The following is a 26,345-nucleotide window of genomic DNA, read 5'->3' as shown; positions in this document are numbered from 1 at the left end:
CTAATTCCTCGGGCATAAAGCCCAAGGTTTTAAAAATCTTCATAATCTTCTTCTTCTTCATAATCATCTTCATCAAAGTCAATATTAATATCTATATCATCAGTATCTTCTTCTAAAATAAACCCTGTAGGTATATCATCTTCTCTTATTCTATCTATATCTTCACTTTCTTCTTGTTCATCATCTTCATCATCAGAAAATACTTTTTCTCCTGTCAATTCTTCACCCATAACTTCTAAATCTGACAATTCATCATCAACTGATTCCTGAAGTTCTATTTCAGTTTTATCTTCTGATATAATTTTTATATCTAATGATAAACTTTGAAGTTCTTTTATTAATACTTTAAAGGATTCTGGAATACCAGGCTCAGGGATATTTTCCCCCTTTACTACTGCCTCGTAAGTTTTAACTCTACCTACAATATCATCAGATTTAACTGTTAATATTTCCTGTAGCGTATGGGCTGCTCCATATGCTTCAAGTGCCCAAACCTCCATCTCTCCAAATCTTTGTCCACCGAATTGAGCTTTACCTCCTAATGGCTGTTGAGTAACCAAAGAGTATGGTCCAGTTGATCTAGCATGGATCTTATCATCAACAAGATGGTGTAGTTTTAGCATATACATATATCCTACAGTTACTGGGTTGTTAAAACTCTCTCCAGTCCTTCCATCTCTAAGATAAATCTTACCATTTTCTGGATAACCCGCTTCTCTTAATGCTTGGATAATATCTTCTTCGTTGGCACCATCAAATACTGGTGTGGCAACATGCCATCCCAATTTTTTAGCAGCAAGTCCTAGATGAACCTCTAACACTTGCCCCAAGTTCATACGAGAAGGTACTCCAAGAGGATTTAAAACAATTTGTACAGGCGTGCCATCTGGTAAATAAGGCATATCTTCTTCAGGCATTATCCTAGATACTACCCCTTTATTTCCATGGCGTCCACACATTTTATCTCCGACATTTATCTTTCTCTTAGTAGCTATATACACTCTTATCATTTGGTTAACGCCTGGTGGTAATTCATCTCCATTTTCTCTAGAGAAAATCTTGACGTCCACTATAATACCAGCTTCACCATGTGGAACCCTTAGAGACGTGTCTCTAACCTCTCTAGCTTTTTCACCAAATATAGCTCGAAGTAATCTTTCTTCAGCAGTTAGCTCAGTTTCTCCCTTAGGTGTCACCTTTCCAACTAATATATCCCCTGATTTTACTTCTGCACCTATTCTAATAATGCCTCTTTCGTCTAGGTCCTTTAACATATCATCTCCTACATTAGGAATATCTCTAGTTATTTCTTCGGGACCTAATTTAGTATCTCTTGCTTCTGATTCATATTCTTCTATATGAACTGAAGTCAGAACATCTTCCATTACTAATTTTTCATTAATTAAAATAGCATCCTCATAGTTATAGCCTTCCCATGTCATGAAAGCTATTAATATATTTTTACCTAATGCAATCTCTCCTAGATTTGTACTTGGACCGTCTGCTATTACTTGACCTTTTTCGATTCTTTCACCTTTCGATACAATAGGTCTTTGATTTATAGTAGTTCCCTGATTAGAACGTTTAAATTTCAACAATTTATATCTTTCTAATTTATTGTCTTCATCTTTTCTTATAACTATTTCAGATGAACTGACTTTTTCTACAACCCCAGAATGATTAGATAAGACTACAGTTCCAGAATCTTTAGCAGCCTTATATTCAATTCCCGTTCCAATAATTGGAGATTCTGTTTTTAAAAGAGGTACTGCTTGCCTTTGCATGTTTGCACCCATCAGTGCTCTATTAGCATCATCATTTTCTAGGAATGGGATCATAGCCGTACCAACAGATACAAGTTGTTTAGGTGAGACATCCATATAGTCAACTTCATCAGTTGGGAATATATCTATAACTCCAGATTTACCTCTTCCTATAACCCTTTTACCTATTATTTCTCCTTCAGGACTTAGTTTCTCATTAGACTGAGCTATTATAAATTCATCTTCTACATCAGCAGTTAAATAATGAATTTCTCCAGTAATTTTACCAGTTCCCTTTTTTACTTTTCTATATGGTGATTCAATAAAACCATATTCATTGATTCTTGCATAGGTAGTTAGTGAGGTTATAAGCCCTATATTAGGTCCTTCTGGCGTTTCAATAGGACACATTCTACCATAATGGGAATTGTGAACGTCTCTTACCTCAAATCCTGCTCTATCACGGCTAAGACCTCCAGGCCCTAATGCAGACATTCTTCTCTTATGCGTTAATTCAGCCAACGGATTTGTCTGATCCATGAATTGAGACAACTGACTGCTACCAAAAAACTCTTTAATTGAAGCAACAACAGGTCTTATATTTATTAGATCTTGAGGTGTAGCCACATCAATATCTTGAATAGTCATTCTTTCTCTAACTACTCTTTCCATACGAGCTAGACCTATTCTAAATTGGTTCTGTAGTAGCTCTCCAACGGATCTAAGTCTTCTATTTCCTAAATGGTCAATATCATCAGTATTTCCAATTCCATCAAATAAGTTTAACTCATAGTTTACAGATGCAACAATATCATCTATAGTAATATTCTTTGGCGATAATTCTTTTAGCCTCTCACCTATAGCCTCTTTTAATTCCTCTGGATTATCATAAGTATCTACTAACTCCTTCATCAAAGGATAATATACTTTTTCCTTTAATCCAAATTCATCTAACGAAAATGGTAGATTAAACACTTTAGAATCAACAAAATTGTTCCCTAAAACCCTTACTTTTCTTCCATCCTCTAACAATACATCTACCATATTTATACCGCTGTTTTCAATTTCTATAGCTTGATCTCTAGTTATTTTTTCACCTTGGGATACTAATATTTCTCCAGTTTCCAGATTGTGAATATCATTAGCTGCTCTTTTTCCATATACTCTATTATATAGAGCTAACTTTTTGTTAAACTTATATCTGCCTACTCTGGCTAAATCATATCTCTTGGGGTCAAAAAATAAATTAGTAATAAGAGATCTAGCACTATCCACTGTAGGTGGTTCTCCAGGTCTTAATCTCTTATATATCTCGATTAATGCTTCTTCTTCATTGGTAGTGTTATCCTTTTCCAATGTATTTAATACTTGCTCTGTCTCACCAAGTACTTCTATAATCTCTGAGTTACTTTGAAGTTTTAAAGCCCTTAGTAATGTAGTAATAGGAACCTTTCTTGTTCTATCTACTCTAACATAAACAATATCATTAGAATCTGATTCGTATTCTAGCCAAGCTCCTCTGTTTGGGATCAATGTAGAAGAATACAGTCTTTTACCTGTTTTATCTATCTCTTCTACAAAATAAACACCTGGTGACCTAACTAATTGGCTGACAACTACTCTCTCGGCACCATTAATAATAAATGTACCCTTATCAGTCATTAAAGGTAAATCACCCATAAAAACCTCTTGCTCTTTTACTTCACCAGTTTCTTTGTTAATGAGTCTTACCTTTACCTTTAACGGTGCAGAATAATTAGCATCTCTTTCTCTTGCTTCATCCTCGCCATACTTAATGTTTTCCCCAATATGGTAATCAACAAATTCTAATATCAGATTACCAGTATAGTCTTGGATAGGAGAAATGTCTTCAAAAACCTCTCTAAGACCCTCCTTCAAAAACCATTCATAAGAAGACTTTTGCACCTCAATTAAGTCAGGCAAATCTAGTACTTCATCAATGCGTGAATAACTCATCCTAACACGCTTTCCGTAGGTTACAGGATGTACCATCAAAAATTCACCCCTTATTAAACTAAAATATCCAAAAGCATCAAATACTTTTGGTAAAACTTTTCCAAAACAAATATATTATAATATTGTCATTTAATTGAAAAATTATACAATAGACAATATTTTTCCCTATTATGCATTTAATTATGTTACCATAATGCAATTCTTATGTCAAGTTATTTCTTATGTATTTTTAGCATAATAAAAGGCTTCCATTAAAATATTAATATACAAGGAAACCTTTTGTGAAACCCATTTATGATAACTCCTATAGGTTATAAAAAAGGCTTTCAATATAATAGAAAGCCTTTTTAACTTAACCATAATTATTTTACTTCTACTTGTGCTCCAGCTTCTTCTAATTTAGCTTTAATATCATCAGCTTCTTCTTTTGAAGCTCCTTCTTTAATTGGCTTTGGAGCGTTGTCTACTAATTCTTTAGCTTCTTTTAATCCTAAGCCAGTTAATTCTCTAACAACTTTAATAACTTTGATTTTTTCGTTTCCAGCTGATGCTAATATAACATCAAAGTCTGATTTTTCTTCTGCTGCTGGAGCTGCAGCTCCTGCTGCTGGAGCTGCTGCTACTGCCATTGGTGCAGCTGCACTTACTCCAAATTCTTCTTCTAATGCTTTAACTAATTCTGATAATTCTAATACAGTTAAATTTTTAACCTCTTCAATTAAATTTAATACTTTTTCACTTGCCATTTAATATATCCCTCCACAATAATTTTGTTTTTAAGCTCCTTGTTTTTCAGCAATAGCATTAAGTACTATTGCAAAGCTTCTAATTGTACCTTGAAGTACATTTGCAAATCCTTGAATTGGTGCATTGAATCCACCAAGTACTTGAGCAATAAGTACTTCTCTTGGCGGTAAGTTTGCTAAATCTTTTACACCATTTACATCAATAACTTTACCATCTACAATACCAGCTTTTATCTCTAGCTTATCATTTTCTTTAGCAAAATCAGATGTAATCTTAGCCGCTTGAACTGGATCATCATATCCAAATGCAATAGCAGATGGTCCCTTTAGGAATTCATTGAATTCTTCTAATCCAGAATCTTTAAAAGCAAATCTCATCATAGTATTTTTATAAACTTTATATTCAACGCCAGCTTTTCTATATCTGCTTCTTAACTCAGTTAATTGTTCAACATTAAGTCCTCTATAATCAACTACTACAACTGATTGAGCTTTGCTAATTTTTTCTTTTATTTCTTCTACATTTTGACTCTTAGCTTGAAGGGTTTGTTCCCTCACTGACTTCACCTCCCATAGGACGAATAAATAAAGGTCCCTCCGTAGACACAGAGAGACCCTAATTTCTATTTTATGAATTAGATTAATCTCAACCTCGGTAGGAAATTAAACCTTTAGGTACCTACTGTCTACGGCAGCCTATTTAATTAATAACAAAATTGTATCAGCAATAATAAACTTTGTCAATAGATTAGTCCATTAATTTTTGTCCATTAATTTTAATTCCAGGACCCATTGTACTGGATATAGCAACAGATCTTAAGTATTTCCCCTTTGCTGCAGCTGGTTTTGCTTTAATTATAGCATCCATAACCGCTTCAAAATTTTCTTTTAATTTTTCTGTTCCAAAGGATACTTTTCCAATAGGTACATTTACAATACTTTGTTTATCAACTCTATATTCAACTTTACCAGCTTTAATTTCATTAATTGCTTTTGCTACTTCGAAAGTAACAGTTCCAGATTTTGGGTTTGGCATTAATCCTTTTGGTCCAAGGATTCTACCTATTCTACCTACAACACCCATCATATCTGGCGTTGCAACCACTACATCAAAATCTAACCATCCTTCATTTTGAATCTTAGCAACTAATTCGTCTCCACCTACATATTCTGCACCAGCTTCTTCAGCTTCTTTAACTTTATCACCTTTAGCAATTACAAGTACAGTTTTCGATTTACCTGTACCATGTGGTAGCACTACTGCTCCCCTAACTTGTTGGTCAGCATGTCTTGGATCTACTCCAAGTCTTACTGATAAATCTATAGTTTCGTCAAATTTAGCTTTTGCTGTTTTTTGAACTAATTCAATAGCTTCTGCTACATCATAAAGTGCAGTTCTATCTACTAACTTTAAGCTGTCTTGATAATTTTTACCTCTCTTTGGCATAACTTTACCTCCTTGTGGTTATAACGGAATTTCCTCCCACTACTTTCCTAAAATTATTATTCTTCTACTGTAATTCCCATACTTCTTGCAGTTCCTGCAACCATACTCATAGCAGCTTCTATTGAAGCAGCATTTAAATCTGGCATCTTTATCTCAGCAATTTCTCTAACTTTAGCTTGAGAAATCTTAGCAACTTTTTTCTTGTTAGGTTCAGCTGAACCTGACTCAACTCCTACAGCCTTTTTAATCAATACTGCAGCTGGCGGTGTTTTTGTAATGAAAGAAAAAGATCTATCTTGGTAAACTGTAAGAACAACTGGTATTATCATTCCTGCTTGATCTGCAGTTTTAGCATTGAACTCTTTTGTAAATTGCATAATATTTACTCCATGAGGTCCTAATGCAGTTCCTACAGGTGGTGCTGGTGTAGCCTTTCCAGCAGGTATTTGTAACTTAACTAAAGCCATGACTTTTTTTGCCATAAAACTTCCACCTCCTTGTATCCTTTGTGGTCTGGCGGGATAAACCCTCCCACTTAATTATATATATTTAAAAAGCAATTTGCTTTTAAAAACTACAACTTTTCTACTTGGTCAAAATCCAATTCCACAAGGGTTTCTCTTCCAAACATAGAAACAAAAACCTTTACTTTTCTCTTTTCCATATTTAAATTATCTACAGTACCCATAAAGTTTTCAAATGGTCCTGAACATACTTTTACTACATCTTTTACCTTTAAATCTATATCCGGTAAAATAGTTTCTTGTACACCCAGTGCTTTAACTTCTGCGTCTGTCAATGGAACTGGCTTAGATCCTGGCCCTACAAATCCCGTAACTCCTCTTGTGTTTCTCACCAGATACCATGATTCATCATTGATAATCATTTTCACAAGAACATATCCAGGGAAAAGTTTTCTTTCTTTAAGCTTCTTTTTCCCGCCCTTACTATCCATATATTCTTCAGTAGGCACTGCTACCTCGAATATATCATCTCGCATTCCCCTATTCTCCACCATTTTTTCAAGATTAGCTTTAACCTTGTTTTCATGACCCGAATAAGTATGGACTACATACCATTTTGCATCTATAGCCCTTTGTTCTCTACTTTTCTCCGTCATACAATTGGGAACCTATGGTTCCTCCCTCCCTCTTGTACTAAATTATAAATCGTAAACCACCATGTATCACTAGATCTAATACCCAGACAATAATAGCTACAAGTGCACTAATCATTATAACTACTCCAGTATAGTTTATTAGTTCTTTTCTGCTAGGCCAAATTACCTTTTTCATTTCAGCCTTAACACCCCTGAAATATGCGGACATCTTTGCCTTTTTTGTACCTGTTGGTGCTGTCATAACACTCACATCCTTACTTGTTTTAATATTATTTCGTTTCCTTATGAGTAGTATGAGTTTTGCAGAATTTACAATATTTCTTTAGTTCGATTCTTTCTGTATTGTTCTTTTTATTCTTGGATGAATTGTAATTTCTTTGTTTACACTCTGTGCAAGCTAATGTGATTCTATCTCTCACTTAAAACACCTCCCACAAACACCATATATATGTTAAGCTATCGCTTTCGGGTACATTTCCCCACTTTTAACAACGTTACTAATATAAACTATCATAAATTAAAAATTATGTCAATAAAAAAGTCTTTCTTTCTACCACAATTTTTTCTTCAATTTATACAATTATTCCTCATTAATCTAATGTTTATTCCAATTCCATCCAGAAAAAAGACTAGGTTAAAGACCTAGTCTTTCATCACTATTCAAGAACTTTAGTTACAACTCCAGATCCTACTGTTCTTCCACCTTCACGAATTGAGAATCTTAGCCCTTCTTCTATAGCTATTGGTGTTATTAATTCTATAGTAAACTTTGAGTTGTCTCCTGGCATTACCATCTCTACGCCTTCTTCTAATTTGATATCTCCTGTTACATCTGTTGTTCTAAAGTAGAATTGTGGTCTATATCCATTAAAGAATGGTGTATGTCTTCCACCCTCTTCTTTAGATAGTACGTATACTTCTGATTCAAATTTTATATGTGGATTTATTGATTTTGGTTTTGCTAGTACTTGACCTCTTTCGATTTCGTTTCTTTGAACTCCTCTTAGAAGTGCTCCTATATTATCTCCTGCTTGTGCTTCGTCTAGTAGTTTTCTAAACATTTCTACTCCTGTTACTACTACTGTTCTTGCTTCTTCTGCTAACCCAACGATTTCTACGTTGTCTCCTGTTTTTACTACTCCTCTTTCTACTCTTCCTGTTGCTACTGTTCCTCTTCCTGTTATTGAGAATACGTCTTCTACTGGCATTAAGAATGGTTTGTCTGTATCTCTTTCTGGTTGTGGAACGTATGCATCTACTTCTTCCATTAGTTTAACTATTTTGTCTCCCCATGGTCCGTCTGGTTCTTCTATTGCTTTTAATGCTGAACCTACTACGATTGGTGTACCATCACCATCGAAGGGATGTTCGGATAGTAATTCTCTTACTACCATTTCTACTAATTCGATTAATTCTTCATCATCTACCATGTCTTGTTTGTTTAAGAATACTACTATCTTTGGTACTCCTACGTTTCTTGATAATAGTATATGCTCTCTTGTTTGCGGCATTGGACCATCTGCTGCTGATACTACTAAAATTGCTCCGTCCATTTGTGCTGCTCCTGTAATCATGTTCTTTACATAGTCAGCATGGCCTGGGCAGTCTACGTGTGCATAGTGACGATTTGGTGTTTCATATTCTACGTGAGATGTGGAAATTGTTATTCCTCTTTCTCTTTCTTCTGGTGCTTTATCTATGTTGTCATAGCTTATTGCTTCTCCTGAGCCAAATCTTTTGTTTAATACCATTGTAATAGCTGCTGTTAATGTTGTTTTACCATGGTCTACGTGTCCTATTGTCCCTATGTTTACGTGGGGTTTAGTTCTTTCAAATTTTGCTTTTGCCATTTCAATATTCCTCCTTAATTATATTTAATAATTTAATACACTTGAGTTTTCTCTAGTAGATGATAAAGAAAGTCTTAAGTTAAAGCATTAATATAAACTTTCTTAAAATGCATTTATCGGAAATTTAAAATTAAGGAGATTTAGAATTTCCTATGCATCACAAGAAAACTCACCCTGGTGTTTCCTATCTTTAAAAAGCATGGAGCCCACGACCGGACTCGAACCGGTGACCTCTTGCTTACCATGCAAGTGCTCTACCTCCTGAGCTACGTGGGCATTTTTTACTCACTGCTAGTTATTTTACTATTTACATATAAAATTGTCAAGCTTAAGTTTATACTTTGTCCTCTAGTAGCTTCTCTAACTTTCTTTTAACTCTTTGTAAGGCATTATCTATACTTTTCACATGCCTGTCTAAATCCTCTGCAATTTCCTGATAGCTCATACCATCCACATAAGACATTAGGACCTCTAACTCTAATTCAGATAAAATCTCTCCTATTCTTCTTTCCATTAAATTCAAATCTTCTCTGCTAATCATTAATTCTTCTGGATCTGAAATTTTAAAGCCCGAAATTATATCCAATAGAGTCCTATCAGATTCTTCATCATATATAGGTTTATTAAGTGAAACATAAGAATTTAAAGGAATATGCTTTTGTCTAGTAGCTGTCTTAATTGCTGTAATTATCTGTCTCGTGATACAGATTTCTGCAAATGCTCTAAATGATGTAAGCTTGTCCTTATCATAGTCACGAATAGCCTTATATAGTCCTATCATGCCCTCCTGAACGATATCTTCCTTATCTGCCCCTATCAAATAATATGATCTAGCTTTGCATTTTACAATGTTTTTATATTTATAAATCAGGTATTCCAGTGCAATAGCGTCATCATTTTTTGCAGCTTCTACAATTTCTTCATCCTGCATAGTCATATATGTAGTTAATTCCATATCATTATGCACTTCCAATTGCACTAAGCATCCCCCCAGTATAACTCTGTTAATTTTGATTACTATTAATTATATTTAATACCTATATTTTAGTCAAGGTTATTCATTCTTACTAATTAAATTATTTAGTTTTTTTATCGTTTCTTCATCCAGTCTTCCTAGCAGAAGATCATTTTTTTTATTCTCTGTAGTACTTTTACGTTTAATAAGCTTTTTTTCATTAAATATTTCCATTTCTAACTCCCTAGCTGAAATCCTAGTTCCACCTCGACCAAAAACAATTTGTTGTTCCATCCAGTCAGATGTTGCTACTCTTACTCTCTTTATCCTTCCAATCTCATCTAGTTTTTTCTCTATATATTGATCTGCAGTCTCGTTTTCTTTCGTATATACAACTTTTAAATCATTATAATTTTCTTCTGCTCCATAGTTGCCCTTTACTAAATGTGCATCAAATACAATTATGACTTCAATTCCCGAATAATATTTATATTCTGTCATGATCTCTATAAGCTCATTTCGAGCCTCCTCTAAATGTTCCTTTTTAAGTTGACTAAACCGCTCCCAAGAATTAACGATATTATACCCATCAACAAAAAGATATTCTTTAATCTTTTTATTCTTCTTAGCCATGATTCTGTCTTACTACCTCATATATCAATATAGATGCCGCATTAGAGGCATTTAAGGAAGATATTTGGCCTAGCATTGGAATTTTAACTAAGACATCGCATTTTTCTTTCACTAGCCTAGATAATCCTTTTCCCTCATTTCCTATTACCAAAGCAATAGCTCCTTGTAAAGATGTCTTATAATGATAGTCAGTCCCGTCCATATCTGCACCATAAATCCATAGCCCTTTATCTTTTAGTTCTTCAATTGCATTTACAATATTGCTTACTTTTGCTACAAGCATATGCTCTACTGCACCGGCAGAACTCTTATATACCGTTTGATTTACTTGAGCAGATCTCCTTTTAGGAATTATTACGCCATGTACTCCTGCACATTCAGCACTCCTAATTATAGAACCTAAGTTATGCGGATCTTCCAATCCATCTAAAATTACAATAAATGGAGGTTGATTTCTTTCTTTAGCTCTATTGAGGATATCATCTATATCAACATAATTATATGATGTAACTAACGCAACTACTCCTTGATGTGCATTCCCTTCCGATAAAGAATCAAGTTTATTTTTATCTACCTGTTGTATTATAATATTTCTGTCTTTTGCCATTCCAATTATCTTATTTATAGATCCTTGAAGCTCTCCTTTTAGAACATATAATTTTTCTATTTCTCTATCCGTTTTAAGTACTTCTAAAACAGGATTTCTTCCAACCACATATTGAAAATCCATTCTTATCACACCTTTCTTCAATTCACAATTCACAGTTCACAATTGTTGAGGTCGAGCTTTTGAGTCTTTAGATATGACCTTGGTTGTTGTTTTAATTGTGAATCGTGCATTGTGAATTGTGCATTTACTTAAATCGCTCTCTAACTTCAACCATCTTTCCGCAGGTCATTTTCCCCTCTGGACATGGCCCATTTATACAACCTGGTCCAGCATTTTTGAATAATATAGGATAGACTTTTTTCACTTCTTTAAGCATCAAAGTTGCAATCTCTCTTATTTCCCATTGTGCCCTATTACAGCATCTAAGTCTAAAAAAATTCATCAAAGACCTTGCATTCATAGTAAATACTATCTTAGTCTCACAGGCATTGGGGAAAATATATCTTGCATCTTCAATTGACTCTTTTTCTGCTCTATTTCTTGCTTCCTTCTCGTCGAACTTTTCTTCAATATACTTATTATAATGTTCATCAAATAATAAATTTGATATTTCATCATAATATTTCTGATCTTCTCTCATAGCCTTTTCAAATATTTCTCTAGCCTTTTTATTATTTGCAATAGCCGGCGGAATTATATATTCAAACTGTTCAAGTTTCACATATCTTTGTGATTGCTGAGAAAAACTTGCAATCCTATGTCTCACTAGTTGATGAGTTAATGTACGAGATATTCCTTCAATCCCAAAAGTAAATGTAACATGTTCAATAGGACTTTCATGGTTTAAGTCCATTAAAAGAGATAAGAATGATTCAACCTTATCTTCAGTTAGCTTTTCTTCTATCTCACTGACACCTGATGATGAATAGCAAAGCCTTGCTGCAGCTGCAACTAGTTTTTCGCCATCAGGCGTATACCTCAAAAGTTCTACCTTATCCATCCTAATCCCCCTTTTCTTCATTAGTTAATGTCTATATGTGATACCACTTTAAATAATTCTGCTATTCTGTAATCCTTACCCATTAAGTAAAGATAGCCCATCAACGCTTCAAAACCTGTAGCATATTTATAATCTATCATATCAGCATTTTTAGGCATTGTATTAGTCTTTGCATTTCTACCTTTTTTAACTACTGCTCGTTCATCTTCATTAAGTATATCTTCTAACATATGAACTATATCTGCTTGGGCCTTGGCTTTCACATATTTAATAGTCAATTTATGCAATTCTTTAACAGGTAACTTCTTCTCAAGTAGATATGTCCGTACTAACAATTCATATACTGCATCTCCTATATATGCAAGCTGCAGAGGAGATAACATAGCTATATCCTCTGCACTTAATTCTGTATTCATCTTTCTAAACAAGTTGTTTTCTTCCATAGGCTATATACGTTTCCACTTCACCCCTTCTTGGGTATCTTCTAAGACTATTCCTTTTTCCTTTAACATATCTCTAATTTCATCAGCTAACTTAAAGTCTTTATTTTTTCTTGCCATCGTTCTTTTCTCTATAAGATCTAAAATTTCAACCTCTAAAATTTCATCTTTTTTATTTAGTATTCCAAGAACATCGGATAATTCTAATAACAAATCATAAGATATTTGAATTAATTTCTTAGAAGATTTTTCATTTAGATTTGAATTAGAAAATTTAACAAGATCAAATAATGAAGCTATAGCATCTGCTGTGTTTAAATCGTCTTCCATGCTTTCAATAAATTCTTTTTTAAACTTTTCAATAGTATCTAGTAGATCCTTTTCTTCTTTGTCTAATTCTCTATCTTCCGTGTTTTCAAGTAGATATTCTAAGTTTTTCTTCCCATTATATAATCTTTCTAAGGCATTTTCCATTTGATTCATTATTTCTCTAGTAAAGTTCATAGGAGATCTATAATGTGCGGATAGCAAGAAAAATCTAAGGATTTCCAAATCAAATTCCTCTGCAATTTCTTTTACAGTAAAAAAGTTTCCTAGAGATTTTGACATCTTCTGATTTTCTACATTTAACATACCATTATGCATCCAATAATTTGCAAAGGGCTTCTCCGTTAAAGTTTCAGACTGTGCAATTTCATTTTCATGATGTGGAAATTGAAGGTCTTCGCCACCTGCATGTATATCTATAGTATCTCCTAATAGCGTTCTCGACATAACAGAGCATTCGATATGCCACCCAGGTCTTCCATTACCCCAAGGACTTTCCCAATAAGGTTCACCTTCTTTAGCTTTCTTCCATAATGCAAAATCCATAGGATTATTTTTCTCTTCACTAACTTCTATTCTGGCTCCACTCATTAAATCTTCAATATTTTTCTTAGACAATTTCCCATAGTCTTTTGCACTATCTATGTTAAAATAAACATTACCATCTACATTATAGGCGGCACCCTTTTCTATTAAAGCCTCTATAAATTCAATCATTGGCTGAATAAATTCTGTAGCTTTTGGATGGATGGTTTTCTCTTCATAAATATTTAAACCTTTTGCATCCTCCATAAGAGCTTTAATATATCTCTCGGATATATCATTAAATGCAGTATTTTCTTCATTAGCTCTATTTATTATTCTATCGTCAATATCTGTAAAATTTGAAATATACTTAACATTATACCCTCTATACATAAAAAATCTTCTTAAAGTATCGAATATTACCATTGGTCTAGCATTTCCAACATGTATATAGTTATATACCGTTGGACCACAGATATACATGCTAACCTGACCTTCAACAACCGGTATGAATTCTTCTTTTTTTCGAGTTAAAGTATTATAAATCTTCATATCTAACCTCCTTTATTGAAGTGAATAGTTAATAGTGAATAGTTAATAACTAATAGATAAGAAAACCCCAAATCTTTACTTAAAACTATTCACTCTTCACTTTTAGTTATTCACTGTTTTTTACTTTTCACTATATATAATTTTTCTCTACATAATCAATTCTTTTGAGTATATTTTCTTTACCTAGTAAAACCAATATATTCACAAACTCTGGACCATGTGCCATACCTGTTAGTGCAACTCTAGCTGGCATAAATAGGTTTTTACCTTTAACCCCTGTAGCCTTTTGAATTATCTTCATAAATCCTTTAGCATATTCTTCATCTATTTCTTCTATATTGTTTAATTCTTCCTTAATTGCTGTGAGAACAATTCCTACCTGTTCACCCTTTATTATCTCTAATGCATCTTCCTCTAGAATATCTACATAATCTTTAAAAATAAATTCTACTTTATTTACTACTTCTGATACTGTATTTAAGCTTTCTTGAACTGTATGAACTAATAGCTTTAACCATTCATATCTATCTTGGACAAATTCTCTATCTATAAAATCTGCTTTAATCAAATATGGAATAGCCATATCTGTGATTCTTTCAACAGATGAGGATCTTATATAATGACCATTTACCCAATCTAGTTTATCTTTATCAAATATTCCACCAGTTTTTGAAACTCTTTCAAAGGAAAACTTTTGAATTAACTCTTCCATAGAAAGAATCTCCTGATTATCTTCTGGACTCCATCCTACCAATGCTAAATAGTTGACTAATCCCTCTGGCAGATATCCCTTATCTTTAAAATCTTCTACAGAAACATCGCCTTGACGCTTACTTAGTTTTTTTCTATCTTTATTTAATACAGTTGGAAGATGAACATATACAGGTTTTTCCCATCCAAACACTTCATATAGATAGATATGTTTTGGTGTGGATGGTAACCATTCTTCTCCTCTAACTATATGGGTTATTTCCATTAAATGATCATCTACTACTACTGCCATATGATAGGTTGGATATCCATCAGACTTTAATAATACTTGATCATCAATATCATCAGTGTTTATTACAATATCTCCTCTAACTAAATCATGAAATTTCACATCATAATTCTGAGGTAATTTTAATCTAACCACATATTCTTCTCCATTAGCAATTCTTTTCTTCGCCTCTTCTATAGATATATTCCTACAGAATCCATCATATTTTGGAACTAATCCTTTAATTTTTTGTTCCTCACGTACCTGCTCAAGTCTTTCCTTAGAGCAGAAACAATAGTAAGCATGGCCTTTCTCTATAAGCTCATCTACATATTTTTTATATATGTCTAATCTCTCTGACTGAATATATGGACCGTGATTGCCTTTTTGCACAACCTTACCATCTTCTACAAATACACCTTCATCATATTCTATTCCTGCCCAATGTAAGGACTCTATTAAATTTTCTATAGCTCCTTCTACAAATCTAGTTTGATCAGTATCTTCTATCCTCAAGATAAACTTACCATTATTATTTCTAGCAAATAGATAATTGTATAAAGCAGTCCTAATAGATCCTATATGTATGAAACCCGTTGGACTTGGGGCAAATCTTAATCTAACTTCTTTCAAAACTGACACCTCCTGAATTAATTATATTATATTATATATCACTAGTCCTTAAGTGTAAACTGTCCCCTTTAAATAAAAAAGACCTATATCTAATCATCATAAGCTATCCTTTCTTGGAAACTATATAGATTAAACTCTTATTAGCAAAATGATAGCGTTAAACATTTCTATGGATCATAGTAAAAACTTCTATGAAAGCATAATTAAAAAACTTTCCTTAGTTACTGCATAAGCAACTTGCATGAAATCAAAGCTTTCGTTAATATACTTAAAACTCATTGAAGTCAAGCTTCTGAATATAATTTCAAAAGCAGAGCCCCAATATTAATTATAATAAAAATACTATATTAAATCTTAATATTAAGATTTAATATAGTATTTCCATTTTCAAAAAAATATTATTGCAATATAACTACATTTGTTGCTTCTTGTATAAATTTCAATTTTTGTTTTGAGTGGGCATTAAACTCTTCTTCTGATATTAACGATTGTTCTCTTAATTCATATAATATATCCACAACTTCTTCACATAACGTAATTAATTCAGATTCCAATTTTACTAACATAGCATCCCTCCATCGATTATATAATATACATCATATTATATTTCCCTGATAATATGCCTGTATTTTTATTTTTTTAATTCCCCCATTCCCCTAGTTTCTTAGATTCTCATCTGTAAAATATAAAATAAGGACTATTATAAAATTATAATTAAATATTTAAGTATTCTTCTATTGACTTTATGTCTGTATTATATTAATATTCTACATTCATTTTAAAAATCCTTCTTTTTGGACAAAAAAAGTGGTCCTAGGACCACTTTTTTATTTAATCATATAACCAAACCTTCTTTATAAAACTCTTCTTTTATTAAAGGTATTAATTTATCGATACTAATTTCCAATTTATCCTCTTTACCTCTAATAGAATATTCCACAATAGCTTCCCCTGCCCTTTTACCTACAGTTATTCTAACAGGAATCCCTATTAAATCTCTATCTTTAAACTTAACACCAGCTCTTTCATTTCTATCATCTAAAACGACTTCTAAGCCTAATGCATTTAGCTCTTTATATAATTTTTCTCCCAATTCTATTTGTTCTTCTGATTTCACGTTTACTATAGTTATAATTACATGATAAGGTGCTACAACTAAAGGCCATATAATACCATCTTCATCATGGTATTGCTCAACAATAGCTGCTACAGATCTTGAAACACCTATACCGTAACATCCCATTATAAATGGTTTTTCTTTACCATTTTCATCTAAGAAAGTAGCTCCCAAAGAATCAGAATACTTTGTTCCTAACTGGAATATATTCCCTACTTCAATTCCTCTATCCATTTTCAGTGATTTTTCACATTTTGGACAAATATCTCCCTCTTTTACTAAAAGTAAATCTTCTACCACTTCACCAGTAAAATCTCTACCATAATTTGCATTTTTCAAGTGATAATCTGTTTCATTACCTCCAACAACTAGATTTTTCATCTTAGTGATTCTAGAGTCAATTAAAAGCTTAACCTCTTTTTTCAGGCCAATAGGACCAGTAAAACCCTTATTTGCACCTGTGATATCTAATATCATCTCTTCATCTGCCATTTCTAATTCATGTCCACCAATACCTAAATAATTACATAGTTTAGTTTCATTTAACTCTCTGTCACCAGGAATTATTGCAACTATAGGCTTATCTGCAACATTGAACACTAAAGCTTTAGCAAAGTTACTATGTTCTATATTAAAAAATTCCACTAACGCTTCAATAGTTGTTATCTCTGGAGTATATACTTTTTCTAATTCTAACTCTTTCTGTATATCCTCTTTAGCTTTGTAAACTACTTCTGCTTTTTCGTCAGTAGCTGCGTAATCACAATGATCACAATATGCTACGAGACTTTCACCTACATCTGACATAGCCATGAATTCATGAGATATCTTCCCACCCATAGCACCTGTATCACCCTGAACTACTTTATATTTTAATTTTAATCTAGTGAACACCTTATCATAGGCTTCCCACATTACTTCGTAAGCTTTTTTCATACTTTCTTCGTCTACATCAAAGCTATATGCATCTTTCATTATAAACTCTCTACATCTCATCAAACCAAATCTCGGCCTTTTTTCATCTCTATATTTTGTTTGAATTTGATAAAGGTTTAACGGAAGTTGTTTATAAGACTTTACTTCATCTTTTATTAAATTAGTAAAATATTCTTCATGTGTAGGCCCAAGACAAAATTCTCTATCATTTCTATCTTTAAGTCTAAACATCTCTGGTCCAAAATTATCCCATCTTCCTGTTGCTTCCCATATCTCTTTTGGTTGAATAGCAGACATCAATAACTCTTGTGATCCAGCCCTATCCATTTCCTCTCTAACAATCTGTTCAACTTTTCTTATTACTCTATATCCCATTGGAAGGTAAGAGTATACTCCACTAACTAATTTTCTCATCATACCTGATCTTAAAAGCAGCTTATGGCTCGCTATTTCTGCTTCTGCTGGCATTTCTCTTAAAGTAGGTATATAAAGCTTTGACATTCTCATTTTATCTTCCTCCTATTAATTTAATTTACAATTAGCCAAGTAACTTACGCAGTCTCACTATACAAATTCATTTGCTCGTTATCACTCGCATGAATTTGGTCCTAACGGACAGCGAAGTAAACATAGCGAATGGTGCGTTTGATCTACATTCACTCCTTCACTGGATTCTAATTGAGAATTTAATTTAATTCTTCTATTTAAATTTATTCTAACCCTTGGGACATCCACGCAGTTTCGCAACTCAAATCTATTTACTCGCTACGCTCGTATAGATTCGGTGCTCATTGCGTTTGACCTACCTACAGTTCACTCGCTTCGCTCCTTCACTGGGTTAGGTCATAAAAAAATAACCTCCCATCTCTTGTAAGAGACGAAAGGTTAAATTCCGCGGTACCACTCTAATAAACCTAATAAAAGGTTCACTCAATAGTTATAACGCACAACCGTTTAAGCTTTATCACCTAAAAACTCTGGGCTAGGTTCAATATCAGGGAGGACAGAAGTTTTCCACCATTTAACTTCCTCTCTATGACCTATAATATTTACTATTTCCCATCTTCGTCTATATAATATATCCACATTATACTAATAGTATTATCCCATGTCAATTATTTTTTCTGAAGTAAACAAACACTGTAGGATGAAATACCTTCTTCTCTGCCTACAAAACCTAGCCATTCTGTAGTTGTAGCCTTTATATTTATGTTATCTATGGATGTATGCAAAATGTCTGCGATTCTAGCCCTCATATCTTCAATATATGGAGCTAATTTAGGTCTTTGGGCAACTATTGTCGCATCTATATTTCCTATATCATAACCTTCCTCATTCATTAATTTAAATACTTGAGATAAAAGATAAATACTTGAAATATCCTTATATTTCATATCCGTATCAGGAAAATGTTTTCCTATGTCTCCTAGGGCCAATGCTCCTAATATACTATCCATTATTGCATGTATTAGCACATCTGCATCTGAATGGCCCAGCAATCCTTTTTCAAAAGGGATTTTTATGCCACCTATAATTAATTTTCTATCCTCTACAAGTTGATGAACATCATAACCAAATCCTACTCTCATATTATCACCTATCTATTCCATACTACCTGCTTTGAAATATGAATTCTCTTCTTCTAAAAATTATATCCTTATCCTTAAATAAAGATTCAGCAAGAATTATATCCTCAGGTGTAGTAATCTTAATATTTTCATAAGAACCCATTATCATTTTCACTCCATATCCTGCTCTTTCAACTATGGAACTATCGTCAGTGCCACAAAATCCATCGTCTATGGCATTTTCATATCCCTTAATAAGTATATCCTTAAAAAAGCACTGAGGAGTCTGTGCGGCCCAAAGCAAACTTCTCTGAGGTGTGTTACCTATAGTTTTATCTTCTCCTACTACTTTGATTGTATCTGTTACAGGAACTCCTATAACACAAGCACCATGATCAATAGTACCTTTTATTCCATCTTCTATATTCTCAATTTTTACAAATGGTCTAGCTCCATCATGGGTTAAAACAATATCCGCTTTTTCATCTAATGCCAATATTCCGTTATATACTGAATCTTGTCTTTCTTTTCCACCTCTAATTATATTAGCCACTTTATTAAATTTATATTTTTTAACAATCTCTTTTCTACAATATTCAATTTCTTCCTCTTTCGCTACTAAAATTATTTCATCAATATATCTGCATTTCTCAAACTTTTCTATCGTATGGGCAAGTATAGGTTTACCGCCTATTGCTATAAATTGTTTGTTTATCTTGCTTCCCATTCTATTGCTCATTCCAGCGGCGGCAATAATTACAGATACATAGTAGTCTTTATACATCTTCTTCACCTCTTAAAGTATTATAACATAGTATATTAAAACAATAAACAATATTTATTATAACCAAAAAAGAAAAAAAGACCCATGTGGGTCTTAAACAGCTCTATCTATCATTGACTTAGGTTTGGCAAATATCATCCTTCCAGCAGAAGTTTGGAGAACTGATGTCACCACTACATCTATTGTTTCACCAATAAATTTTCTGCCACTTTCTACAACAATCATAGTACCATCATCTAAGTACGCTAGGCCTTGGCCTAATTCCTTTCCATCTCTTACAACCTGCACCAGCATTTCTTCTCCTGGTAATACTACTGGTTTTACTGCATTAGCCAGTTCATTTATATTTAGTACATCTATGCCTTGCACCTCTGCTACTTTATTTAGATTATAATCATTAGTTATTATTTTCCCTTTAAGTAATTGAGTTAGTTTTAGAAGCTTGGAATCAACCTCTTGAACATCTTCAAATTTCTTATCGTTTATTATTACCTCGATATCCAATTCTTTTTGTATTTTATTTAGTATGTCTAATCCTCTTCTTCCTCTATTTCTTTTTAAGGAATCTGATGAATCTGCGATATGCTGTAACTCCTCTAATACAAATTCAGGAATAATAAGAGGTCCTTCAATAAATCCTGTTTTACAAATATCAGCTATTCTACCATCAATTATAACAGATGTATCTAGTATCTTAGGATATGACCTATTTTGAGATTTGCCCTTATCTCTAGGGCTTCTTTTTATATTTCCTAAGGTAGAAGAAATATCGTCCTTTTTCCTATGAGGAATAGTAAGTCCTAAATATCCAAATATACTATAAATAATAATTGATGCAATAACTCCAACATAAGGTATTCCCAAATTATTTATTGGTTGAGATAATAAAAATGCTATTACTAATCCTACAATAAGTCCAACAGAAGATATTGTAATATCATAGACAGAAAATTTTTCCAATTCGTTTTCAATTAATTTAACTAATTTTCTACCCCTGTTAATTATTCTTGATGATAAAGAAAAGAATATAATTCCAAATAAAATAGAAACTCCTAAGTATACTGCTAAATTAATCCAGCCTTCTCTAAACATTTTAATGATCCCTAGATTATCAAATAGGGTTAAAATACTAAATCCCATTAATCCCCCTACTAATCCAATGACCCCTCTTAAAATTTTATCAATCATCAATTCACCCCCATTAGTATATTTATTACCAATTTTATATAATAATAAACCCAATCTTTCTATTTTGCAAATTAAATTTCCAGAGTATCATTTTCCTCTTCACACTTAATTGCATCTATAACCAATTGCTCAACCTTGTCAATATCAGAATCTGCAACTAAAACCATTTCAGATAATAGCATCTGTTTAGCAGAACTTAACATTTTTCTTTCACCTGTAGATAAGCCTTTTTCCAAATCCATCATCAGAAGATTACGAACAACAGCAGCAATTTCAAATATATCTCCTGATTTTATCTTATCCATATTTATTCTATATCTTCGATTCCAGTTTTGAGGCATAGCTGTTTTATTACCTTTAAGTATGGAAATTACTCGTTCTAAATCTGTACTATCAATTATCTCTCTTACACCCACTTCTTCAATGTTGTCTACGGGAACCATAACTTTCATATCCCCGATAGGCATCCTCATAATAAAATATTTCCTTTTTTCACCCAATATTTCTCTTTCTTCTATGCCTTCAATAATTCCAGCACCATGCATAGGATACACTACTTTATCTCCAACATTAAACATTTGAAAACCTCCTATTTACCTTTTCTATCCTATTATACATCAAATTGCTGGAATTGTAAAGTTTATATTGTATCATAGACCTATTTCAGTTGTCAATCCCTTTTTATTAGTATTTTGTAAAGTTATTATTGATTTTCAAAATTAAGAAATCTTTTGGAATAATTGATAGAAATATTTGACAACTGCTTGTCTTCATAAGTATAATTGAACTATAGCAAATAATCTTTTGACGGGAGTGGAGAATATGAATGACAATATTATAAATTCAGATATTAATTCAACTTGTAAGAATTTTCAGGACCAAGTCTCTAAGGTTCTTATTAGACATAAAAGTATATTAGATATAATAACAAAGCTAGATGAGTATAATGCTCGAATTAATAGAGCTGTAGCGAAATCTGTTACTTCTTGTGGATGTATTTCTGTTCATGCTATCAAACAAGATTATAGTAAAGATACCTTTGAGGAAATGTTAAATGCCGCTAAAACTCATGTTGAAGGTAATGTTTGTGATGGTTGTAAAGACGTCCTTAACGAAGAAATAGGCTCATATATTTTTTATCTAGCAGCTTTATGTAATACATTAGATTTAGACTTAAACGATATATTAAAAAAAGAATATGGTACGATTAAAACTCTTGGTGTTTTTAGCTTGAAATAGGCAAACTTATATCAATTATGTAATTGCCCTTTAGGATATAAATCTAAAATTATAGAAATAGGCTAGAATAAATTTCTAAGCCTATTTTTATATCTTTAATCAAAGACATTTTTAATTACATCTTTTAAAGTTTCTAATTCTATAATTTTAAGGTTTGATGTTTTTATTCCCTTCCCGCTATTAGGAGCTACATATACATATTTAAATCCCATTCTATCCAATTCTCTGATTCTTGATTCAAGAGAAGGAACTCTTTTCAACTCCCCCGTTAATCCTACATCTGATATAAACACAGTGTCATTTAATATGCCTTTATTTTTCACGGAGGATATGATGCTCATAAGTACTGCAAGATTCGAAGCCTGTTCCTTTAGCTTTATTCCTCCAGTTGTCTTTATAACTACATTTTTATCATAGAATCTTATTCCACCTCTTTGTTCTATTATAGACACCAAAGTATTTAATTGTTCTCTTTTTAGACATTCTCCTATCCTTGAAGGATATGGGGTAAAGGAATCTGATACTAAGCTTTCTATTTCCAGAATAATTGGTCTGGTTCCTTCTCTGACTACAGTTATGGCAGATCCTGGCATTGTACCATCTCCTTCTCTAGCCGTCATAAAATATTCAGAAGGATTATCTATAGAAATCATACCCTTATCAGTTATATAGAAAAAACCCATCTCCCCAGTAGAACCATACCTATTCTTCGTAGTTAATAAAGTCCTTAGCTCTTCTCCGCTTTCACCTTCTATAATAAGTACAGCATCAACTAAATGTTCTAATGCTCTAACTCCAGCAATTTCATCTTCTTTTGTCATTTGTCCTACTAAAATAATCGCCCTAGGCCTGTCTTGATTTTTTGCTATTTGAACTAAATCATTTGCACATTCCATTGTTTGAGTCGGAGATCCAGCTCTAGAACTGGAGAACTCTTCAAGAGTAAAAGTTTGAATACTATCTATAATAATTAAATCTGGATCAATTTCTTCTATAGTTCTCAATACGTTATCCATACTATTATCAGACATTACCCATACCTTAGGATGAATCTTCTCTATGATCCTATCTGCCCTATTTTTTATTTGTGATTCACTTTCTTCACCTGACGCATATAAAACCTTATAGTCCATCTTAGCTAAATCATTTGCTACTTGTAGTAGCAAAGTAGATTTTCCCGCTCCAGGTTTTGCAGAAAGTATTGTTATGGAATCCTTAACTATTCCACCTCCCATTACCCTATTAAATTCATTTATGTTTGTTACAATCCTATCACTATTTGTAGCTATTACGTCTTGCAACCTTTTGATAGGCTTTCTTTCTATACTTGTCCTAGAACTGATAGTTCCTTTTTTTTCATCAATTATAGTTTCCTTAAGACTATGCCATGAATTACACTCTGGGCATCTTCCTAAATGCCCAATACTCTGGTATCCGCAGTTTTCACATATAAAAATAGTTTTTTTCTTCATTTTGCTCTCCTATAATATAATGGAGCGACGCTATCGTCGCTCCCTATTAAATTTTAAATGCTAATTTTTCATTTTTAGTATCATAATCAATGATTATATTATCTTGCTTAGAAACATTACCTCTTAATATTTCTTCAGCTAGCTGATCTTCTATCATCTTTCTTATAGTCCTCTCTAATGGTCTTGCTCCATAAATTGGATCAAATCCCTTTCCTGCAATATAGGATTTTGTATTATCAGATACCTTTATTTTAACTCCAATCTTTAAAAGGCGCTTTTCTAAATCTTTTATCATAATCTCAACGATTTCCTTCACATGCTCTTCTTCTAGACTGTGGAAAACTATAATCTCATCTAATCTATTTAAAAATTCAGGTCTAAAGGTTCTTTTTAATTCCTCAGTTATGGTTTCTTTCATCCTTTCATATTCTGCCCTATTGTCTTCTCTTCCTATAGAGAACCCCAGTACATTTTGCTTCCTAATAGATGTAGCTCCAACATTAGAAGTCATTATTATTACAGTATTTTTAAAATCAACAGTTTTTCCCTTTGAATCCGTAAGTCTCCCATCATCTAATATCTGTAGAAGCATGTTAAATACATCTGGATGAGCTTTTTCAATTTCATCAAATAGAACTACTGCATAAGGTTTTCTTCTTACTGCCTCTGTTAACTGCCCGCCTTCATCATAGCCAACATATCCAGGAGGTGAACCTATTAATCTAGAAACAGAATGTTTCTCCATATATTCTGACATATCTATTCTTATCATAGCCTCTTCATCGCCAAATAAAGCTTCTGCCAAAGCTTTTGCTAAATATGTCTTACCTACACCAGTAGGACCTACAAATATAAAGCTACCTACTGGTTTCTTAGGATCCTTAAGCCCAACCCTTGATCTTCTAACTGCAGATGATATAGCTTTTACTGCTTGTTCTTGTCCAATCACCTTTTCGTGCAATATATTTTCTAAGTTTAAGAGCCTCTCAGATTCTTCTGTAGTCATCTTCGTAATTGGTACTCCTGTCCAGTTGGACACTACCTTGGCTATTTCTTCATAGTTAACTACCATGCTTGAGGTTTGCTTTTCTTGCTCCCATTTAACCTTGTTATTTTGCAATTCTTCCTTTACTTGTCTTTCTATATCCCTTATTTTTGCTGCCTTTTCATAATTTTGAGTATTTATTGCTTCTTCCTTTTCTTGAGATAATTCTTCTAATCTTTCCTCTAAATTCTTTAATTCCTCTGGTGCTACATAAGAGTTTATCCTAATCATGGAGGCAGCTTCGTCTATTAAGTCAATGGCCTTATCAGGTAGAAATCTATCATTTATATATCTACTTGATAATTCAGCAGCCGCCTTTATTGCCTCGTCTGTTATTTTAACTCTATGATGTGCTTCATACTTATCTCTTAGACCTTCTAATATCTTAATAGTGTCTTCTACACTAGGTTCTTCTACCATGATTGGCTGGAGTCTTCTTTCCAAGGCTGAATCCTTCTCTATATACTTTCTGTACTCATCTATAGTTGTTGCTCCGACTACTTGTAATTCTCCTCGAGCTAACACTGGTTTTAATATGTTTGAAGCGTCTATGGCTCCCTCAGCTGCTCCAGCACCTACTATTGTATGCAACTCATCTATAAAAAGTATAACATCCCCAGCTTCTTTTAATTCTTTCATCACAGATTTTAATCTATCTTCAAATTCTCCTCTGTATTTTGCTCCTGCAATCATTCCTGGTAAGTCCAGTGTAACAACCCTCTTATCTTTTATAATCTCTGGTACAGTTCCCTCCACAATTTTCTGAGCTAATCCTTCAGCAATAGCTGTTTTTCCTACACCTGGCTCACCAATAAGAACGGGATTATTTTTAGTTCTCCTGCTTAAAACTTGAATAACTCTTTCTATTTCTTTTGCTCTGCCTATCACTGGGTCAATTTCTCCAGATGCTGCTAATTTATTTAAATCAGTGCTATATTTAGCTAAATTAGGAGTATTTGAATTATTGCTTTCCATAGTCTGCCCTTGTTTTGGACTCACATCCGTTATCATGCTAAGCACTAATTCTCCAAGTTTTTCTATATCTACTCCAAGTTTTTTTAGTACTACAATTGCAACACCTTCTCCTTCAGCTAGTAATCCAAGCAACAAATGTTCTGTACCAACATAGTTATGACCTAAATTTCTTGCCTCAATAAAACCTAGCTCAAATATTCTTTTAGTCCTAGGAGTAAATCCCAAAATATCTGCCCCATACTGACCTTCACCAATAGCCGAGATCACCTCTGCTCTAGCTTCATCTAAAGTAACACCAGATTGTGATAAGGCTTTTGCCGCTACTCCTTCTCCCTCTGCTATTAATCCTAATAATAGGTGTTCTGTGCCTACATAATTATGTTTTAAATTTTTAGCTTCCTCTTGAGATAAGAGTATTGCCTTTTGTGCTTTTTCTGTAAATCTTCCAAACATAGCCATATCTA

General features: G+C 33.0%; 25 protein-coding genes, 1 tRNA gene and 2 other annotated features. Of the genes, 1 reads left to right on the top strand and 25 read right to left on the bottom strand.

Going from position 1 to position 26,345, the window contains the following annotated elements; all coding sequences use genetic code 11:
• Positions 1–29: 29 nt before the first annotated feature.
• The 23 genes from rpoB to KQI38_RS06930 all read right to left on the bottom strand — a co-directional run bounded on the left by rpoB (position 30) and on the right by KQI38_RS06930 (position 21,728).
• Positions 30–3,776, bottom strand: a complete 3,747-nt coding sequence (gene rpoB / locus KQI38_RS07040) for a DNA-directed RNA polymerase subunit beta (protein WP_216557394.1) — start codon at positions 3,774–3,776, stop codon at positions 30–32.
• A gap of 326 nt (positions 3,777–4,102) precedes the next feature.
• Positions 4,103–4,486, bottom strand: coding sequence for a 50S ribosomal protein L7/L12 (gene rplL, locus KQI38_RS07035; RefSeq protein WP_216557391.1), 384 nt, complete (start codon positions 4,484–4,486; stop codon positions 4,103–4,105).
• Between the two features lie 30 nt (positions 4,487–4,516).
• On the bottom strand, positions 4,517–5,044 hold the full coding sequence (gene rplJ, locus KQI38_RS07030; protein WP_094904401.1) for a 50S ribosomal protein L10: 528 nt from the start codon (positions 5,042–5,044) through the stop codon (positions 4,517–4,519).
• Positions 5,045–5,061: 17 nt separating this feature from the next.
• Positions 5,062–5,196: a sequence feature (ribosomal protein L10 leader region), on the bottom strand.
• 38 nt (positions 5,197–5,234) lie between these two features.
• Positions 5,235–5,933 (bottom strand): 50S ribosomal protein L1, encoded by a 699-nt coding sequence (gene rplA / locus KQI38_RS07025; RefSeq protein ID WP_216557388.1) that lies wholly within the window; start codon positions 5,931–5,933, stop codon positions 5,235–5,237.
• A 56-nt stretch (positions 5,934–5,989) separates the two neighbouring features.
• The gene (rplK, locus tag KQI38_RS07020; RefSeq protein ID WP_094904403.1) at positions 5,990–6,415 is read right to left on the bottom strand and encodes a 50S ribosomal protein L11; all 426 of its coding nucleotides are present in this window, start codon (positions 6,413–6,415) and stop codon (positions 5,990–5,992) included.
• A gap of 92 nt (positions 6,416–6,507) precedes the next feature.
• Complete coding sequence (gene nusG / locus KQI38_RS07015) at positions 6,508–7,053, bottom strand: transcription termination/antitermination protein NusG (RefSeq protein ID WP_216557385.1); 546 nt, start codon at positions 7,051–7,053, stop codon at positions 6,508–6,510.
• Positions 7,054–7,090: 37 nt separating this feature from the next.
• Positions 7,091–7,294 carry a preprotein translocase subunit SecE gene (gene secE, locus KQI38_RS07010; RefSeq protein WP_094904404.1) on the bottom strand — a complete coding sequence of 68 codons (204 nt, stop codon included), beginning with the start codon at positions 7,292–7,294 and terminating at the stop codon, positions 7,091–7,093.
• A 28-nt stretch (positions 7,295–7,322) separates the two neighbouring features.
• Entirely contained in the window at positions 7,323–7,472 is a 150-nt protein-coding gene (rpmG, locus tag KQI38_RS07005; RefSeq protein ID WP_072978085.1) for a 50S ribosomal protein L33, read from the bottom strand.
• A 237-nt stretch (positions 7,473–7,709) separates the two neighbouring features.
• A complete protein-coding gene (gene tuf / locus KQI38_RS07000) occupies positions 7,710–8,903 on the bottom strand; it encodes an elongation factor Tu (RefSeq protein ID WP_216557382.1) in 1,194 nt (397 codons plus the stop codon).
• A 200-nt stretch (positions 8,904–9,103) separates the two neighbouring features.
• Positions 9,104–9,179 (bottom strand) — tRNA-Thr (locus tag KQI38_RS06995).
• Positions 9,180–9,237: 58 nt separating this feature from the next.
• Positions 9,238–9,882 carry an RNA polymerase sporulation sigma factor SigH gene (sigH, locus tag KQI38_RS06990; protein WP_235601443.1) on the bottom strand — a complete coding sequence of 215 codons (645 nt, stop codon included), beginning with the start codon at positions 9,880–9,882 and terminating at the stop codon, positions 9,238–9,240.
• Between the two features lie 75 nt (positions 9,883–9,957).
• The gene (locus KQI38_RS06985; protein WP_216557379.1) at positions 9,958–10,491 is read right to left on the bottom strand and encodes an NYN domain-containing protein; all 534 of its coding nucleotides are present in this window, start codon (positions 10,489–10,491) and stop codon (positions 9,958–9,960) included.
• Positions 10,484–11,221, bottom strand: coding sequence for a 23S rRNA (guanosine(2251)-2'-O)-methyltransferase RlmB (gene rlmB / locus KQI38_RS06980; protein ID WP_094904472.1), 738 nt, complete (start codon positions 11,219–11,221; stop codon positions 10,484–10,486). The genes KQI38_RS06985 and rlmB overlap by 8 nt, the downstream gene beginning before the upstream one ends.
• Positions 11,222–11,345: 124 nt before the next feature.
• The gene (gene thyX / locus KQI38_RS06975; RefSeq protein WP_094904471.1) at positions 11,346–12,101 is read right to left on the bottom strand and encodes an FAD-dependent thymidylate synthase; all 756 of its coding nucleotides are present in this window, start codon (positions 12,099–12,101) and stop codon (positions 11,346–11,348) included.
• A 20-nt stretch (positions 12,102–12,121) separates the two neighbouring features.
• Complete coding sequence (locus KQI38_RS06970; RefSeq protein ID WP_094904470.1) at positions 12,122–12,544, bottom strand: Mini-ribonuclease 3; 423 nt, start codon at positions 12,542–12,544, stop codon at positions 12,122–12,124.
• Positions 12,545–12,547: 3 nt separating this feature from the next.
• The gene (gene cysS, locus KQI38_RS06965) at positions 12,548–13,945 is read right to left on the bottom strand and encodes a cysteine--tRNA ligase (RefSeq protein ID WP_216557376.1); all 1,398 of its coding nucleotides are present in this window, start codon (positions 13,943–13,945) and stop codon (positions 12,548–12,550) included.
• A 130-nt stretch (positions 13,946–14,075) separates the two neighbouring features.
• On the bottom strand, positions 14,076–15,557 hold the full coding sequence (gene gltX / locus KQI38_RS06960) for a glutamate--tRNA ligase (RefSeq protein WP_216557373.1): 1,482 nt from the start codon (positions 15,555–15,557) through the stop codon (positions 14,076–14,078).
• A gap of 398 nt (positions 15,558–15,955) precedes the next feature.
• Complete coding sequence (locus KQI38_RS06955; RefSeq protein ID WP_158220137.1) at positions 15,956–16,123, bottom strand: hypothetical protein; 168 nt, start codon at positions 16,121–16,123, stop codon at positions 15,956–15,958.
• 269 nt (positions 16,124–16,392) lie between these two features.
• Positions 16,393–18,117 (bottom strand): proline--tRNA ligase, encoded by a 1,725-nt coding sequence (locus KQI38_RS06950; protein ID WP_216557370.1) that lies wholly within the window; start codon positions 18,115–18,117, stop codon positions 16,393–16,395.
• A gap of 363 nt (positions 18,118–18,480) precedes the next feature.
• Positions 18,481–18,685, bottom strand: a binding site (T-box leader).
• A gap of 40 nt (positions 18,686–18,725) precedes the next feature.
• Entirely contained in the window at positions 18,726–19,199 is a 474-nt protein-coding gene (gene ispF / locus KQI38_RS06945; protein ID WP_216557368.1) for a 2-C-methyl-D-erythritol 2,4-cyclodiphosphate synthase, read from the bottom strand.
• A 22-nt stretch (positions 19,200–19,221) separates the two neighbouring features.
• A complete protein-coding gene (gene ispD, locus KQI38_RS06940; protein ID WP_094902310.1) occupies positions 19,222–19,962 on the bottom strand; it encodes a 2-C-methyl-D-erythritol 4-phosphate cytidylyltransferase in 741 nt (246 codons plus the stop codon).
• Positions 19,963–20,055: 93 nt separating this feature from the next.
• Complete coding sequence (locus KQI38_RS06935; RefSeq protein ID WP_094902308.1) at positions 20,056–21,150, bottom strand: PIN/TRAM domain-containing protein; 1,095 nt, start codon at positions 21,148–21,150, stop codon at positions 20,056–20,058.
• Between the two features lie 71 nt (positions 21,151–21,221).
• Positions 21,222–21,728 (bottom strand): CarD family transcriptional regulator, encoded by a 507-nt coding sequence (locus KQI38_RS06930; protein ID WP_094902306.1) that lies wholly within the window; start codon positions 21,726–21,728, stop codon positions 21,222–21,224.
• A gap of 244 nt (positions 21,729–21,972) precedes the next feature.
• On the opposite strand from KQI38_RS06930, the gene KQI38_RS06925 reads away from it, so the two are divergent.
• A complete protein-coding gene (locus KQI38_RS06925; RefSeq protein ID WP_094902304.1) occupies positions 21,973–22,389 on the top strand; it encodes a nucleoside triphosphate pyrophosphohydrolase family protein in 417 nt (138 codons plus the stop codon).
• Between the two features lie 95 nt (positions 22,390–22,484).
• Here KQI38_RS06925 and radA read toward each other — a convergent pair whose 3' ends face one another.
• Entirely contained in the window at positions 22,485–23,861 is a 1,377-nt protein-coding gene (gene radA, locus KQI38_RS06920) for a DNA repair protein RadA (RefSeq protein ID WP_216557365.1), read from the bottom strand.
• 46 nt (positions 23,862–23,907) lie between these two features.
• Positions 23,908–26,340, bottom strand: a complete 2,433-nt coding sequence (locus tag KQI38_RS06915) for an ATP-dependent Clp protease ATP-binding subunit (protein WP_216557359.1) — start codon at positions 26,338–26,340, stop codon at positions 23,908–23,910.
• Positions 26,341–26,345 lie beyond the last annotated feature (5 nt).

It is taken from the genome of Tissierella carlieri, assembly GCF_018917285.1.
GTDB classification, from domain to species: Bacteria; Bacillota; Clostridia; order Tissierellales; family Tissierellaceae; genus Tissierella; species Tissierella carlieri.
This window is presented reverse-complemented; position numbering and strand designations above follow the sequence as displayed.